General features: G+C 40.4%; 18 protein-coding genes. 14 read left to right on the top strand and 4 right to left on the bottom strand.

The window, feature by feature from the left end; translation table 11 throughout:
• From AAEM60_RS11790 to AAEM60_RS11830, 9 genes are all read left to right on the top strand, one after another.
• Positions 1–1212, top strand: coding sequence for an MFS transporter (locus AAEM60_RS11790; RefSeq protein ID WP_299737012.1), 1212 nt, complete (start codon positions 1–3; stop codon positions 1210–1212).
• Between the two features lie 3 nt (positions 1213–1215).
• Entirely contained in the window at positions 1216–2439 is a 1224-nt protein-coding gene (locus tag AAEM60_RS11795; protein ID WP_299737014.1) for a type III PLP-dependent enzyme, read from the top strand.
• A 72-nt stretch (positions 2440–2511) separates the two neighbouring features.
• Positions 2512–2676, top strand: a complete 165-nt coding sequence (locus AAEM60_RS11800) for a hypothetical protein (protein ID WP_299737016.1) — start codon at positions 2512–2514, stop codon at positions 2674–2676.
• A gap of 257 nt (positions 2677–2933) precedes the next feature.
• Positions 2934–3479 (top strand): nucleotidyltransferase family protein, encoded by a 546-nt coding sequence (locus tag AAEM60_RS11805; RefSeq protein WP_341356398.1) that lies wholly within the window; start codon positions 2934–2936, stop codon positions 3477–3479.
• A 270-nt stretch (positions 3480–3749) separates the two neighbouring features.
• Positions 3750–4232: a YjdJ family protein gene (locus tag AAEM60_RS11810; RefSeq protein ID WP_299737018.1), complete on the top strand. Its 483-nt coding sequence runs from the start codon at positions 3750–3752 to the stop codon at positions 4230–4232.
• A 195-nt stretch (positions 4233–4427) separates the two neighbouring features.
• On the top strand, positions 4428–4829 hold the full coding sequence (locus AAEM60_RS11815) for a MerR family transcriptional regulator (RefSeq protein WP_299739542.1): 402 nt from the start codon (positions 4428–4430) through the stop codon (positions 4827–4829).
• A gap of 42 nt (positions 4830–4871) precedes the next feature.
• Entirely contained in the window at positions 4872–6143 is a 1272-nt protein-coding gene (locus AAEM60_RS11820) for a hemolysin family protein (RefSeq protein ID WP_299737020.1), read from the top strand.
• Between the two features lie 72 nt (positions 6144–6215).
• Positions 6216–7040, top strand: a complete 825-nt coding sequence (locus tag AAEM60_RS11825; RefSeq protein WP_299737022.1) for an EcsC family protein — start codon at positions 6216–6218, stop codon at positions 7038–7040.
• 323 nt (positions 7041–7363) lie between these two features.
• Positions 7364–8077, top strand: a complete 714-nt coding sequence (locus AAEM60_RS11830; protein ID WP_341356399.1) for a hypothetical protein — start codon at positions 7364–7366, stop codon at positions 8075–8077.
• A gap of 36 nt (positions 8078–8113) precedes the next feature.
• Here the strand turns inward: AAEM60_RS11830 and AAEM60_RS11835 are convergent, their stop codons facing one another.
• Both AAEM60_RS11835 and AAEM60_RS11840 read right to left on the bottom strand, forming a co-directional pair.
• Positions 8114–8506 carry an SET domain-containing protein gene (locus AAEM60_RS11835; RefSeq protein WP_299737027.1) on the bottom strand — a complete coding sequence of 131 codons (393 nt, stop codon included), beginning with the start codon at positions 8504–8506 and terminating at the stop codon, positions 8114–8116.
• Positions 8507–8611: 105 nt separating this feature from the next.
• Positions 8612–9925, bottom strand: coding sequence for a D-alanyl-D-alanine carboxypeptidase family protein (locus tag AAEM60_RS11840; RefSeq protein WP_341356400.1), 1314 nt, complete (start codon positions 9923–9925; stop codon positions 8612–8614).
• A 261-nt stretch (positions 9926–10186) separates the two neighbouring features.
• On the opposite strand from AAEM60_RS11840, the gene AAEM60_RS11845 reads away from it, so the two are divergent.
• Positions 10187–11200, top strand: coding sequence for a S66 peptidase family protein (locus AAEM60_RS11845; protein ID WP_341356401.1), 1014 nt, complete (start codon positions 10187–10189; stop codon positions 11198–11200).
• Positions 11201–11239: 39 nt separating this feature from the next.
• Here the strand turns inward: AAEM60_RS11845 and AAEM60_RS11850 are convergent, their stop codons facing one another.
• On the bottom strand, positions 11240–11632 hold the full coding sequence (locus tag AAEM60_RS11850; protein WP_299737033.1) for a hypothetical protein: 393 nt from the start codon (positions 11630–11632) through the stop codon (positions 11240–11242).
• 152 nt (positions 11633–11784) lie between these two features.
• Between AAEM60_RS11850 and AAEM60_RS11855 the strand changes: the two genes are divergently transcribed.
• Both AAEM60_RS11855 and AAEM60_RS11860 read left to right on the top strand, forming a co-directional pair.
• Entirely contained in the window at positions 11785–12330 is a 546-nt protein-coding gene (locus AAEM60_RS11855; RefSeq protein WP_299737035.1) for a GNAT family protein, read from the top strand.
• Positions 12331–12646: 316 nt separating this feature from the next.
• Positions 12647–13147 carry a CBO0543 family protein gene (locus AAEM60_RS11860; protein WP_341356402.1) on the top strand — a complete coding sequence of 167 codons (501 nt, stop codon included), beginning with the start codon at positions 12647–12649 and terminating at the stop codon, positions 13145–13147.
• 54 nt (positions 13148–13201) lie between these two features.
• On the opposite strand, the gene AAEM60_RS11865 is transcribed toward AAEM60_RS11860, so the two are convergent.
• A complete protein-coding gene (locus AAEM60_RS11865) occupies positions 13202–13705 on the bottom strand; it encodes a GNAT family N-acetyltransferase (protein WP_341356403.1) in 504 nt (167 codons plus the stop codon).
• A 112-nt stretch (positions 13706–13817) separates the two neighbouring features.
• Between AAEM60_RS11865 and AAEM60_RS11870 the strand changes: the two genes are divergently transcribed.
• Positions 13818–14249: an HIT family protein gene (locus AAEM60_RS11870; protein WP_299737041.1), complete on the top strand. Its 432-nt coding sequence runs from the start codon at positions 13818–13820 to the stop codon at positions 14247–14249.
• Between the two features lie 11 nt (positions 14250–14260).
• Positions 14261–15502: an aminopeptidase gene (locus AAEM60_RS11875; RefSeq protein WP_299737044.1), complete on the top strand. Its 1242-nt coding sequence runs from the start codon at positions 14261–14263 to the stop codon at positions 15500–15502.
• Positions 15503–15596 lie beyond the last annotated feature (94 nt).

Here is a 15596-nt window from a genome sequence, read left to right on the forward strand (position 1 = left end):
GTGAATTCTTTTCCTGTTCAACAACATTTCGCGTTAAAATCACGACCTTTCCGACGCTTCTTGTACGGGAGCTTCTTTGTACGAACGACAGATTGGATGGATCTGACCATCCTCAACTGGATTGTGTACGAATGGACCCATTCAGCAGTAGCGCTAGGAATTGTGAATGCATGCAGGCTGCTGCCCGTTTTCCTTTTTTCCGTATCAGCAGGAGTGGCAGCCGACAAATATAATCGACGAAACTTACTTCTCATCCTATATAGTGGAATCTTTCTATCTACCATTTCAATTGCTGTAATAATTGGGCTACAAGCATCGTTCTACTTATTACTCTTCGCCGTAACAATACGGTCCATTTTCATGAGTTACGAAGTGCCGATTCGTAATGCCCTGTTGTCTGATATCGTTCCTATTGAAATGCTGGGTAGTGCCATTACCATACAAACGACGTGTATCAACGTTGCAAGAATGATTGGTCCAGCGTTTGCAGGTGTTCTCCTAGGGTATTTCACGGCTGGAGATGTGATGATCGGAGTCTCGTTTGGGACACTCCTGGTCATTTTATCATTAATGACCATTCCCGCTCCTCAACGGGTTAAAGGGAAGAGAGAAACGCAAGGGAAGAAATCATTAAGTGAAACCTTCCATTACATAAAAGGGAAACCCGGAATACTGGGTATCATGTTAGTGGCTGTAGCTCCAATGATTTTCGGTTTTCCCTATACGACAATGCTTCCCATTCTATCGAAAGAGTTGATGGGTCTCGGTCCAGCGGGTTTTGGATTGTTACTTTCCATTTCTTCTGCAGGTGCGATCGCAGCTACTGGGATCTTGACATTCCGACAACCGAGGATGGGAGGGCGTTGGCTGATTTTGTCCTCACTTGCCTTCGGAGCAACCTTACTCTTATTTACAGTGATGAGTCGTTATTATTTTATAGCTCTGGGCTTTATGTTCTTAGTGGGATTCGCAAGTCAATATTACAGAACGTTAAGCAGAATTCTTATCCAGGTGAAGGTGGCAGATGAGTTTAGGGGCAGGGTATTGGGCATTGCCCTGATGGACAGGGGCTACATTCCCCTCGGGGCCATCCTGATCGGGTTTATCGCCAGTTCATTTGATGCTTACACGGCCGGACTTTCAATGGGAATCGGAACCATCCTATTCACCATCGTCGTTGTCCGCAGTAATCGAAGTTTATGGAAGGAGTAATCTATGATTTCTAAAACCGTCAGCGCATATCTACCATTACTTCTTAGCAATAGAAAAGAAGATCCCATATGTGCCTATATCTATGACATTTACAAATTAAAGAAACATGTTCAACATCTGAGAGAGTCATTGCCTTCTTACTGTTCCTTATTTTATGCGGTCAAAGCAAATCCCGACATGAAAATCATACAGGCTTTGGAAGGGTACATTGATGGATTCGACACAGCTTCAGAAGGGGAACTCGTCAAGATCCTGGATCACACTGATAAGCCCATTATCTTTGGGGCACCTGCAAAAAAAGATAGTGAACTAGAGTATCTATCCAAGGGAAATCTTCACTGTATGAATATAGAAAGCGAACGGGACATGCATCGGTTGAACCGCTTAGGATCCGTTACAGGAGAAAAGCTTCCTGTCCTCATTCGTGTAAACAGTACCTATCAGGTGGCCAGGAGCTCTCATAAAATGACTGGGGTTCCGACTCAATTCGGAATAGAAGAAGAAAGGATTCCTACTCTATTAAATGAACTGTCAGACTATCCTTACCTTGAAATAAAAGGCTTTCACTTTCATGCGATGAGTAATAATCTCGATGCCCGGGATCACCTGGAATTCATACAATCCTGCCTGAAGAAGATAGTGGAGTGGAAGGCTGTGTTTTCATTACCTTCTGCCACTACATTGAACGCAGGTGGAGGAATTGGAATAAACTACCAAAACCCAGAAGAGCCATTTGATTGGGAAGCCTTCGCGAATGGTTTGCAGCAAATGGAAGCTTTATTTACTCATGAGGGAATCCAGCTGATATTGGAACTTGGCAGATATATGGTAGGTGATTGCGGATACTATGTGGCAGAAGTAATGGATGTTAAGCGAAATCATGGTGAGCATTTTGCACTGATAAGAGGAGGGACTCATCATTTACGATTGCCTGCAGCGTGGAAAATGAGTCATCCCCATACGATTTATCCAGTGGACATATGGTTTGATGAACCACTGCCCAGACCAGAGATAAGGGAAGAACACGTTACCGTTTCCGGTGAGTTATGTACCCCCAATGATGTCCTAATCCGAAAGGGTTACGTAGAAAGATTGAAAGCCGGAGACTTAATCGTATTTTCGATGGCAGGAGCGTATGGATGGACCATCTCTCATCATGATTTCTTATCGCATCCCCATCCTGAATTTCATTACTTGGAAGAGCACCTGGACAAGGTTGATTTTTAAAAAACATGAAACTTTTTCCTATGTTCATCCGTATATATAGAAAAAGATCTTTCAAGGATAGGAGTGAAGCGGATGCTATGGTGGATAATTTTCATTGCCGTTGGATTCGGTATAGTAAGTGGGATTCTCAGACGTAAATTCTCTCAAAATACATTTGAAGCAGGAGATCATAACGAAAGACAACTGCAGGAAGAAGAACGTGTGAAAGCAAGCAGTTGGTTTACCGGGGGGCAATGATAAGAAAATGTCAGGAATAGCTTCCTGGCATTTTTATTTTGACAACCAATACCCACTGGTTGAATGAGCTGAATAGCAAATCAGAAAAAATCCTTTTGATCCCGTTTTTCATGGTAAAATAAGTTAAAACCGTTCAAGTCAGACCCGTGAATTCATTCAGGGGAATGTCTTCAATGGTATACCAAAAGAACAAAGGGGAGAAGAACGTGATCAAATCTGAACAGGACATTTTTGATTTAGTGAGAAATGATTCATAGATGATGAGTATCCTTGAAACCGCACAATCCCTTCATCTGCCCGACTGGTGGATCTGTGCTGGGTTTGTAAGGACGAAGGTGTGGGATACACTGCACGGGTATTCGTATAAAACGGACTTGCCGGATATTGATGTCGTGTATTTTGATGCTTCAAATACAGATGAACATTTCGAAAAGTACCTGGAATCCAAATTGAAGGAGAAAACACCTGTCGAACCGTGGTCCGTGAAAAACCAGGCCAGGATGCATATTATAAATGAAGAAGCACCCTATAGCTCAGCGATTGATGCTGTATCTCGTTTCTCAGAAACTGCTACCTCCATTGCATTGACATTGAACAAGAATAATGACCTTATTTTAGCAGCACCCTGGGGGATACAAGATTTACTTTCCCTACAAATAAAGCCGACTCCACCTTTTACAGAAAAAGAGGCATTGGCCTCTATATATAAAAAAAGGTTGCTGGAAAAGGATTGGAATACGAAGTGGCCGAAAGTGAAAATCCATGGTACCAATGGATTTTTGTGGGAAGTGAAGCAAGAGTGAATTTTCTTCCTTAAAAGGAGATTTGATGTAGTAGGTTATTACATATGAGTTACTATTCACTTTCTTTTTTGCTATTTAAAGTTTATCAGTTGGAGTGACCTTCATAGTACTGTTCATAGCTTGATATCTTTCAAGCGGTCACATTGGTCATTCTGTTACATATCGCTTATAAGAATTCAATTACAGGGGGAAATCCTCGATATTAAACGTTTTTCATCTTGAAAACAGAGCGTTTTTTGAGGTCCGTCCCGCCTAGAAAAGGAGAAAGTTATGTCGATTAGGTATTGGTCACAAGTAGGGATTGGGTTGGTTGTACTGGGATTTGCGTCTTTGGTCTCCTGGTATGAAGGGAGTGCTTTGTTGGATAACTCTTGGGAATGGAGGTATTCGGCTCCGTTCAGTGAAATGATTCATCACAGTGTTCAAAGTTCGTATGATATTGTAGCCCTTGATTTCTTTGTTTATGCTGCCAAGTTTTCGCCACTCTACCCTGGCATGATGATAATCAGTGCCAGTTATCTTTCAATTCTGATCGGATTTCGGTTATTTAAACAATCAGGTTTCCGGATTTTCCTAGCACTCCTTGGTGTGATCGACCTTTCGGTAAGTTTCATCATCTCCTCTTCCCCTACTGCAGGAGGGAATATTTTATTTTGGTTATTTCTTTCAGTTGGACTATTTATGATAGTGGTCGCGAGCGTCCTTCACTTATTGCCATATATACAAATGAAAAGCCATTTCAATCAAAATTAAGAGGGATCCATATCAAATAGAGGGACGGACCTCAATTTGACCATATTTCATGTTAAATCCCTTGAAATTTAGCAACTTCACTCTAAAAGCAGGTCATATTTTGAGGTCCGTCCCTAAACCGTAACGTTTAACTGTACGGTTTTATCAAAATGCAGTATACTACTCTAGAGGTGATAACTTGGGAAATCATATCGAATAGGCGAGCTATCGAAGATAAGTGAAGTGTCCAAGCGGACCATTGATTATTACACGAAAATGGGTTTATTAAAATGCGACCGGTCAAACAATAATTACCGGTATTATAATGAAGAGACATTAGCCGACTTGAAGCTGATTGAACAGTGTCAGCAGATGAATATGACATTGCATGAAATCAAAGATCGTTTGATTTTGTTGAAATCCGAGCAGGTAGATCAATCTTTACTTGAAAATCAAGTGAAGCATATACGAAATGAAATGAAGCATTTGCATAATGAATTGCATGAGGTCCTGCAGGCAATGGATACATTGGGGGATGAGGACCGTAAGCGCATGTTAAAACAAGTTTCCCCACAGGCTTTGGCCTTATTCCAAACATTAATGGTTTTTTCTGGTTAAACCAGCATAATAGATAAACAACTACAGGAGAGTGACTTTTTTTTGGACGATATACCACTGAATTCATTAGTATTATTAGGAGCATTAATTCTTTTATCTGCCTTTTTCTCATCGGCGGAAACGGCATACTCCAGCGTGAACAAGATCAGACTTAAGAATTTCGTAAGTGAAGGAAGAAGAGGAAGCATCAAAGCGCATTATATTGCAGAGAATTTTGATAAAGCACTGTCCACGATATTAGTCGGAAATAACATCGTGAACATCGCTGCAGCCAGTATCTCAGCAAAGCTTGCGACAGATATTTTTGGAGGTAACACGGGCCTTGTCATCAGTACGTTTGTCATGACATTGTTAATTCTGATTTTCGGAGAAATACTGCCTAAATCATTGGCAAAAGAAAATGCTGAAACCTATTCCCTGACCATATCCGGCGTGCTGTTCTTCTTAATAAAAGTCCTAACACCGATCAACTTCTTTTTTATCAAATTAAAAGAGTTGGTATCGAAGTTCTTCTCGAAAAATCACGAGATGCCTTCTGTCACAGAGGAAGAATTAAAAGTGATGCTTGATATTAGTGAAGAAGAAGGAGTCATCGATAAAGAGGAAAGAGAATTGATTCACCGCTCGATGGACTTTGATGATATCCTTGCAACCGAAGTCCTGACACCACGGATCGATGTCAAGGCTGTTGAAGTGAATCAACCGATTGAAGAAATTAAGGAAATGTTCTTTGAAGAGCGATTTTCACGAATTCCCGTTTACGAGGATCATATTGATAATGTGATCGGAATTCTTTCAGAGAAAGAGTTTTTTACACACTTGATCAAATTCGGTGAAGTAAACATCCGGGAACTGATTCGTGAACCAATGTTTATTTTTGAATCTGTCAAAATTTCTTCCCTTCTTACTAAGCTTCAAAAGAACAATGTGCATATGGCCATTGTAGTAGATGAGTTTGGTGGAACAACCGGAATCATCACCCTTGAAGATATTTTGGAAGAAATTGTAGGGGAAATCTGGGATGAGCAAGATGAAAAAACACATTCCATGAGAAAAATCAGCGATAAAGAATATACATTCGATTCGCAATATCAATTGGATGAATTTACAGAGTTACTTGATGTACCAGAGCCCGAAAGTTCTTATCATACCCTTGGTGGATGGGTCGTTGAAAGCTTTGAAGATCTTCCATCAGAAGGTGACAGCTTCGACTATGAAAACTTAAAAGTGAGCGTAGAAGAAGTGGATAACCGCCGGGTACGTACGATTAAAGTTGAAATACTAGAAGAAAAAACCGAAGATATTGTTCAGTAAGCAGGAAATAACAGGCTCTTCATTGCCTGTTATTTTTTTGGTTCATTATTGATAGAAGGAGGAGGCTGTTATATGCATGAAACAGAAACAAGGGAAGCTCTTTTACGGGAACTGGAAGTGGTAAATAAATGGGCTGATGATCAAAAAGGGTTATGGTTTTGGGAGAAGCTCGGCCGTATTCCCTTTATGATCCTGGACCGGATCACTCCTCAAATGGTACATAACAAGATCGGACAAGCACTGGATGAAATAGGAAGCTACATACAAAAAGGCGGAAGCTACCTTACAAGTGAGAAAGAAGTCGTTAAGCGATTTACTAAGAAAACAGCCAACCCTCATTTAATTGTAAGTGATATTTCCAAGCTGCCCCTTACAGAAATGGATGAAGTAAGCGGAGGGATAGTGGACATGAGAAAGAAGGTTGCAATGACCCAGGGGGCGACTACCGGCATCGGTGGTTTCCTGACGCTAAGTATTGATATTCCTTTCATCCTCGGCATATCCCTTAAGACTCTTCAGGAGATTGCCATATGTTACGGGTACGATCCGAATGATCAGCAGGAGCGTATTTTCATAATTAAATGCTTACAATTCGTTTCTTCGGATATTGTCGGGAAGCAAGCAATCCTTCAGGAACTATCGGACTTTAACAAAAAGGATATGCAGAAGAGAGAACAAACCCTATCCCAGCTTCAAGGCTGGAGGGAAGTTATGACCAGCTTCCGTGACAACTTCGGCTGGAAAAAACTATTCCAAATGATTCCCATCGCAGGAATCCTCTTTGGCTCCTTCATCAACAAATCCATGATCGCAGACATAGGAGAAGCCGGCCGTATGCTCTACCGTAAAAGACGGATCCTGGAGAAGATTGAAGAGGGACGGACCTCTGAAATTTAATCTTTCTGGAGAAAAGGCTAAATATCAATATCTTTTTACATGATGAATGCAGATCAGAGGTCCGTCCCTCTGATTTTTTTTGGATGTCATTTTACTGGAAATTTATACTAAGATAAGAGAAATACTTGGGGATGCTTATTTGGTTATGAATATAAATGGTTATACGATAGTTGAAGATATTTTGAGAAATTGGGGGAGGAGACTAATTCCTGGAGTGGAGTGGTTTTATTTGGCTTATATGTTTGTGAAAGAGCAAAGAGATGTTTCTCCTGTACTTCATATATCCAGCAAATCTAAAATGATAGTTCTTCAAGGAGGTTCCAATGAAAAATAAAAAGTGGTTTTTTTATCTTATCTTGCTTTCCCTTGTGATCCCTAGTTGGTATTTCTACCAGAAGGTGCCTGACCGCACCTATGAGGGTATGACGATCATTCCTGAAGAACATGAAGATATACCTTTATATGAAGGCTTGGAACCGACAATGAGCGATTATAAAATGAATGGCGATCATTGGGTTGGTATTTATGATTTTTATCTCGATGCACTTCCAAAATTGGGTTGGGAGGTAAGTGAATTAGGTTCAGCTCTTGATGATCAGGATGCTGAAAATGATTGGGGCGGCTTTTATTCTACCTGGAGAAAAGAAGGATTTGATGGAGAATTATCTATCTCATCCCATTTTAATCAAGAGGAAGACTATACAGAAGTCATATTTGACAAACACCCTATTTATCAGTCATCTGTTTGGATAGATGGGCCTCCAAAAAGCGCATGCGTTTATATTGATTCTGGTAATGAATCCTGCCGGGCAATTAACGATAAGGAGATCATTCAGTCTTTAATGGATTATATTAATGATGGCATTGATTGGGATGATCAATCAACCGAACCGCGTTCCAATAAGAAAACTTATCAGTTTGATGATATAAAAGTTGAAGTCCTTTACGAAGGAGATAAAGAAATCTATTTGAAATCAGATAAAGGTACAAAACTAATGAAACCAGAACCTGAATTCTTGAAAATCATTAGTCAGTAAGGCAAAAGGGACCTCCAATTGGAAGTCCCTTTCATCTTATTCCTCTTCGTTCTTATCTTTATTAAACCAAAGCGGTTCATCATTATCCACTTCGCCATTATAATTAATGAGCAATTCTTCGCCAGCTTGAATGTCTTTGTAGGCATAAAAGTCGAAGGTATGGTTATCGAAATTTATCTCGTAAGTTGTATTTGGTGTATATGAATGGTTAAACAACATTCCGTATCCTAAGAGAAGTGCTGTGTGATTGATTCCGTATTCAAATACATAATCCGCCAGGAAGGTTTTTTCAATATGTTCATGTTCCTCATTGGGATAGGGGATGACTGGTGCTTCATGAACCAGCTCTCCTTTGGCTATATCTCTTTTTGCAAAAACGCCGCGATTAAGATCACCGTCACTAAGAGATGATATTTTCACTTCGATCATTAGGCCACCTTCTTTCTTAATCCTTTAACTTAGTAAGCTTGACACGAACTGGATAGAAAAGCAACACTAAATCTTTAACAGCTCTATAAGAAGTCGACTACTTCCTTAAAATAAATTACCAATGAACTCTTGAATGCTACGTGCACTACGTACAAGCCAGCTTGCCTTATCAACTGATTCAGCTGCAATAACATCCACTTTATAGGATTGACGTTTTTCATCTAAAATATATTCTTCTTTATTTGGATTCTCAATTCTCAACTCTCCAATTTTTTCTCCTTTTTCAATCGGAGCTTGGAGTGAACCATCTTTGTTTAGCTTATTTTCGTCTAAATTCAATGAAGTTTCAATTTTGTCTAAATCCTCTTTGTTTACTCGAATGGAGAGGGGCTTGTCTATTTTAATCACAACTTCTTGTTCTTTACCATCCGGAACGTTTAAGGTATGTTCCTTTTTCTTTTCAATATCATTTAAGCTGTACTTCACCGTTTCAAATTCATTAAATCCGTAATCCAGCAGTTCTGTCGTTTGAGTAAAACGCTCTGCACTGCTAGGCTGTCCATATTCATCCTTAGCATCTAAAATAACGGAAATATATCGGACTCCATCACGCTCTGCTGTCCCTGTAAAAGTGGAACCGGCAAAGGGAGTGGTTCCTGTCTTTAAACCATCTGCACCTTTGTAATAATATGCTTTCTCTTTTAAAAGGCCATTTGTGTTTTTCATGACCAGCTCTTCATCTGTACCCGGTCTAAATACTTTGGAAGAGAGACCTGATGTCTCCAATACTTCCGGAAAATCATGAATGAGGTAATACGCCAAAGTGGCCATATCTTCAGCCGATACCATGTTTTCATCATTCACATCGGTTCCTTTTGGAAACATGCCGAGCATATCATAGTTACTTAGACCGGAAGAATTAACAAATTGATAATTTTCAAAGCCGAGTTCCTTCGCCTTTGCATTCATCCTCTTTACAAATTCACCTTCGGAACCTGCTACAACTTCGGAAAGAGCAATCGCTGCACCATTTCCAGATTTGATCACCATGGCATCATACAATTCCCTTACCGTATACTTTTCGTCCGCTCTTAAGGGGACATTACTCAGTCCAGGTGCATTCGCTAATTGATAGACTTTGTCGCTTACTTTATACGTTTGATCCCATTTTATTTTTCCTTCTTGAATGGCTTCTAACACAAGGTATTCTGTCATCATCTTCGTCATGCTGGCAATCCCGAGGAGCTGATCTTCGTGTTCCTTATACACAATCTTACCTGTATCTGCTTCCACTAAAATCGCAGCATCTGCATTTATATCTAAATTTGTCTTACCATGCGCCGTTTGCTGAAAAGGCGTCATAGCCATAAAGGATATCATCAAAACCGATAGGCTTCGCTTCATCGCATTCTTCTTCAAACCAATACCTCCACAACCTAGTTTACACAACCAAATTATTTTACCACACAAACCACATAAACGCCCCCAAACCCCAAAACCTTTTCAAATCGTTCATATTATTGTAAAAATGAGGGACGGACCTTTCTTTTTGGAGAATCCTTATTTTATAGGAGGATGTGGCAGGGAGAGGTCCGTCCCTCTTTTCGTAACTGGAAAATAATTCTTGCTCCAAATCTTCCAATCTGGTAAAATCATCTAAACCGTTTGGAGGGAAAGACTATGATCACATACCCACTACTAAAAAAAGACGCAACCATAGGCGTGACCGCTCCTTCATCAGGAGTTCCTCAAGAACTGCATGATATGTTCAAGCAATCCATCACTAAAATGGAGAGTAAAGGCTACTCCGTAAAATGCGGAGAGACTGTATGGACGCAGCATAAAGCGAAATCTTCCCCTGCCCAAGATAGAGCCACAGAATTGAACCAGATGATGCAGGACGAAAAAATCTCCCTAATCATCCCACCATGGGGCGGTCAACTACTCATAGAGATCCTTGACCTCATTGAATATGAAAATATCAAACCGAAATGGCTGCTGGGTTATTCCGACACGAGTGTGCTATTACTGGCACTAACATTAAAAACCGGAATCGCCACTGCACATGGAACCAATCTTGTTGATTTAAGGGGGGAATACTCAGATCCAACGACGGCACAATGGGAATCCGTTCTCTCAACGAAAGAAGGATCGTCTGTTATTCAGCATTCATCCCAGCACTACCAAAAAGAATGGAATCACGACAAGCCTTCTCCAACAATTTTTCACTTAACAGAGCCAACAGTTTGGAAAGCTGCAGGGAAACAAGATGTTAAGGTAAATGGCCGTCTACTCGGAGGCTGCATAGATGTCATCAGGCACTTGATCGGAACCCCTTATGGTAATATAGCAGATTTTAGAGAGAAGCATATAAAGAATGAACCCATCCTCTGGTATTTTGAAAACTGTGAATTAAACACCGCTGATCTGCGCCGTTCACTTGTGCAGATGAAATTAGCTGGCTGGTTCGACCATTCTTCTGGAATTCTGTTTGGAAGAAGTGATAGCAATACGCCTGTTGGTGATTATACGATTGAAGATGTCTACCAAGAGCTATCAGACGAGCTGCAGATTCCGATCGTGTATGATATTGACTGTGGCCATCAGCCTCCTCAAATTACTTTTATCAATGGAGCATATGGAGGGGTAGAAGTCTCAGGTGGAAAAGGAAAAGTCATTCAAACATTCAAATAACCAATAAAAAAACGTCCCACTCCAGGACGTTTTTTCTGCCTACTTCTTCATAACATTATACCGCTTTTCATTCATCATCCACATGATGTATCCCCACAGCCATCCACCTGCAACACAGCATGCAAGCAAAAGGGGAAGGTAGTCTCTAATCACTACATACAGAATCACTGAGAATATTAATCCAGTAATCAACGACCCATGTACAACTGAAAAGAACCATTTACCCTTTTCTCTAATGGTTTCCCAACGTCTCCAGTAGTCGCTACCCGGTTCCCTGCTATTAATAAAGAAAACGCAGGCATTCATAAAAAAGATAAGGCTGATGGCCAAATACATGTAGGATTTCGGGTCTAACCAAAACACTAGGAAATTAATCATAGAAGTGAAGGAGAACATGATATATATAAGTTTATTTTGTTTTATTTTATCCATTTCAGCGCCCCCAATCTTATGTATTATATCAAACACCTTTGTATATCGACCAACAAATTCCAATATATTAAAGGAAATTCCCTACAGCTTCTAGAAGACTAATGGTGGTCAAGATAAAGTTACCATTCAAAAAGGATAAAGGAGCAATCAACATGTTTACCTATAAACTAAACGACGAATTAGAATTAAGACTTCTCGATATACAGGATGCTGAACGAATCCATGAACTGACTGATCAGTCCAGATCCTATCTGCGCGAGTGGCTTCCATGGGTGGATTACTCAAAATCGGTTGATGATTCAAAGGAATTTATTAAAGGTACACGTATAGGCTTCGCGAATAATAAGAGCTTAGCTACTGGCATCATTTATCAAAATGAAATTGTAGGAGTAGCAGGATTCAACATTCTTGATTGGTCAAACAAAGTGGCTTATATCGGCTATTGGCTAGGTGAAGGCTACCAAGGAAAAGGGATTATGACGACAGTTGCAAGGGGACTGACGAAATACGCATTTGAATACTTAAAAATGAATAAAGTCGAAATAACCGCTGCAGAATTCAACCATCGCAGTCGAGCAATACCAGAGCGTCTTGGTTTCAAGGAAGAAGGAAAGCTGAGGCAAAGAGAATGGATTTACGATCATTTTGTAGATCACATTGTATATGGGATGCTCGCAGACGAGTGGAAGAAGTCTTGAAACAGACCGTACAAGAACCACTAAAAGATCCCCTGGGTTGAAAACATTAAACATAAAAACGGGAGCTCTGCCGCGGCCGTTTATATCATACAAGAAGATCAGGTCGTGTTGGAGCATTGTAGTGGCAGATGCAAAAATGTATAACAAGCGATACAACTATGGAGGAGACCAATACCTTTATTATTTAAGGGAGTTTAGTAATAAAGTGGCTGATTTATTTTCCTGAAGAATAGTACAATCAATAGTCAGGAATGCATTTCCAAATATTTGGTAATACTAATGTCTATATTATGAGTCGGGTAATGGGGGGGATCCCATGTTTCATATTGTAGTCATTGTAGTGATTATTCTCAGTTCCTTGAAGTGGGGATCCTGGAATAGATGGAAAGAATTTCTGCCCACGATCTATTATTTCAGTTTTTTCAATATGTTTTATCAGTATATCAGCTACACCATGAAGGCAGTTTGGGAATTAGATGGATTTTTCATCAATATGTTCGTGACAGATTCTCTTTACACCATGGTCACTTATCCTTGCCTTGTGGTTCTATTTTTAAGCCACTATCCAGAAGAAACCAAGATGAAAATCCTCTATTATTTGAAATATATTGCTACCTCCACCTTGATTGAATGGGCAGCTGGAAAAATGGATTTCATTGAATATTTCGAAGGCTGGAATCTTTGGTGGACCATTCTGTTTTATTTCATAATGTTTCCCATGCTGCGCCTTCACTTCAAAAATCCTGCTCGGGCATTGGTACTTTCAGTCTTTGTCATTGCGTTTCTACTTATTAGCTTTGATTACGATGTACTATAAAAAAACGGTGAATCCACACTTCTGGATTCACCGTTTTATAATATGATAAGAAAATTATAAGAACAAAACCATCAATTCTTCATCAAAATATTCATCGTTATATTTCAACGCCCGCTTTTCTGTCCCGTATGGCTTGAATCCACAAGAGTGATAGAGCCCCTTCGCTGTTTCATTGGTTGTTACAACAGTAATCATAACTTGTTCAATGCCATCTTCCGTTTTTGCTTGAGTGATGGCAGCTTGAAGCAGCCCTCTTGCGAACCCTTTCCCTCGAAGGGCAGGGGAGACATACATGGCAAAGATAGAAGCTTTATGCTTCATTTTTAAAGCACCTTCCCGTACGAGGGTCACCGCTCCGACTAGTTTCCCGTCATCAAAGCATCCAAACGTGTAGTTGCCATTTTGCACAAGTCTCTCGGCTGTCACTTCAATTGGATTGGTACGGGCAATGGCCTCTTCATAGCTGCTTCCGAAGCTTGAAGGACTCTGCTGCAACATTTCCAAACGAAGCTGCCAATAAGCTTCGGCATGTTTTTCATTGAGTAATTGAATTTCCATTATTTTCTGACCTTCTTTCTGTTCCATGATATGATGGAAGGAGATTTTATTTTAGCTATTCAAACAGAATTCGACATGATTGATGGAATCCCTTTAAATTGGAGGTATATGTATGGAAGATTGTCTCGGCTGCCGCCTTGCAAATGAAAAAGAGAGAGTATTTATCATATACGAAAATGATCATGTGGCCTGCTTTTTGGACCATGTCCCGCATCACCCCGGACATACCCTGATCCTCCCTAAACGACACAAAGTGGAAGTAACGGAAATCAGTGAAGAAGAAAGCCTCTCCGTAATGAAGGCTACACAACTAGTTGCACAAGCCATTCAGGCTCTATATGAACCAAATGGCATTACCATCTGCCAAAATGGAGGCATATACAACGAATTAACTCATTATCATATGCATGTTATCCCTCGTAATGAGGAAGCGGAAAGATTCGGAGACTTATTCTATGGTGAGGCCGACGTTGTATCATACAGTGAATCCCTGGAAGAAACCCAGAAGAAAATGAAAACCTTCATAAGTAGATTACTAGAATAGGAGTAAATAATATGACGTTCAATAAAGATTTCGATGAAAAATTAAAACAATACGCTGAGCTCGCCATTAAAGTGGGAGTAAATGTTCAGCCTGATCAGCTCTTATGGATTTCTGCACCACTCGGAACTGAAAAATTCGTACGCATTGTTGTAAAAGAAGCATATCTTGCCGGAGCAAGAAATGTACATGTTCAATGGTATGACGAGGAGATCATGAGAACACATTATGAATTGGCGCCGGATGATACATTTTATGAATATCCGAGCTGGCTGTCTGCTGCTCATGAGTGGGTTGTGGACCATAAAGGAGCATTCCTGCAAATAGAAGCCAATGACCCGGATCTGCTGAAAGGAATAGATCCCGAACGGATCCTTAATTTTGAAAAAGCAAGTGGAGACGCCCTTGACCGTTTCTATGAAGCAATCGAAAAAGATCAAATCAGCTGGTCGATCGTCGCCATCCCTTCACAGAAATGGGCCGATAAAGTCTTTCCTGACTTGTCCGAGAAAGAGAGAATCACAAGCCTTTGGGACCGTATCTTCACATCCGTCCGCATCGATCATGAAGATCCCGTCCTCGCTTGGCAAACACATATCCAAACTCTGACCAACAAAGCAAGAGAACTCAATGACTTAAAGCTTGAAAGCCTGCACTACCAATCGGAAGGAACGGACCTAATCATAGAACTCCATGAAGACCACCTGTGGCTGACGGGGGCGAGCAATACACCACAAGGAACACATTTCATTGCCAATATGCCGACAGAAGAAGTCTATACTGTTCCTGTGAAAACCGGAGTCAATGGCACAGTTACAAGCACCAAGCCACTGGCGTACAATGGCAACGTCATTGAAGACTTTACCCTTACTTTTGAGAATGGAAAAATTACGACTGTAACAGCAAGAAAAGGAGAGGAAATCCTGAAAAAATTGATTCTAACAGATGAAGGAGCAGCCTACCTTGGAGAGGTGGCACTTGTTCCACATCAGTCACCTATCTCTGATTCTGGCGTTCTCTTCTTTAACACCTTATTCGATGAAAATGCATCCAATCATCTAGCGATCGGTTCCTCTTATCCAACGTGCATAAAGGATGGAGAGATATTATCTGATGAAGAACGGGAAGCTAAGGGACTTAATGAAAGTGTAGTTCATGAAGATTTCATGATTGGATCAGCCCAAATGAATATAGATGGAGTGTGTCGTGATGGAAGGAAGATTGCTATTTTCCGTAATGGGAACTGGGCTATCTAAAGAAAATAGCCAGCTTGAGTCGATTTGATTGTGCTGGCCATTCCACTCTTAAAATATTATTCTTTAAGCCATTAATCCCACTTTACATTTAAGT

The organism is Rossellomorea sp. y25 (genome assembly GCF_038049935.1).
In the GTDB taxonomy this organism is placed as follows: domain Bacteria; phylum Bacillota; class Bacilli; order Bacillales; family Bacillaceae_B; genus Rossellomorea.